1 pseudogene is annotated in these 787 nt (G+C 56.4%); it reads left to right on the forward strand.

The features are described from left to right. Positions 1 to 72 precede the first annotated feature (72 nt). Positions 73 to 787 (forward strand): annotated as a pseudogene (locus ACR0ES_RS20175) (IS5 family transposase); the annotation flags it as partial.

Raw genomic sequence — 787 nt, forward strand, 5'->3', positions numbered from 1 at the left:
GATGCCTAGGGTCAGGATGCATTGATTTTCAAGGCGCTGCATGATTCACGGCTCGAAAAATGGAGTGGTGATATGAGCGACCTTTTCTGGCTGACCGACGAGCAGATGGCCAAACTTTCCCCTTTCTTCCCGCGGTCGCACGGCAAGCCACGGGTCGATGACAAGAGGGTGCTGAGCGGGATTATCTTCATCAATCGCAATGGGTTGCGGTGGCGTGACGCTCCCAAAGAATACGGACCGCACAAGACGCTTTATAGCCGGTGGAAGCGTTGGAGTGAGAAAGGCATCTTCGCTCGGATGATGGTCGGCTTGGCAGCCGAACACGGCGAGGAAAAGACCGTGATGATCCCCTCTCGGGACATTGCTCCGCAATGCCCTGCCGGGCAGTGGACGTGACCTATCTGAAAGCACATCGCACCGCGACCAGCATGGCCGCGAAAAACGGGGGCGTGGCCGCCTGATTGGCCGAACCAAGGGCGGCATGAATACGAAGCTGCATGCTATCTGTGACAGCCAAGGGCGACCGATCAGCCTTTTTGTCACCGCTGGCCAAGTCAGTGACTACATCGGTGCGCGAGCGCTAATGAGCAGCATACCAGAAGTCGACTGGCTGCTCGGGGATCGCGGCTATGATGCAGACTGGTTCCGAGACGCGTTGAAAGACAAAGGAATAAGCGCCTGCATCCCAGGTCGAAAGCAACGCAAGACAACTGTGAAGTATGACAAGCGCCGATACAAACGGCGCAACCGTATTGAGATCATGTTTGGTAGGCTCAAGGACTGGAGG

Source organism: Ruegeria sp. N7 (assembly GCF_056531345.1).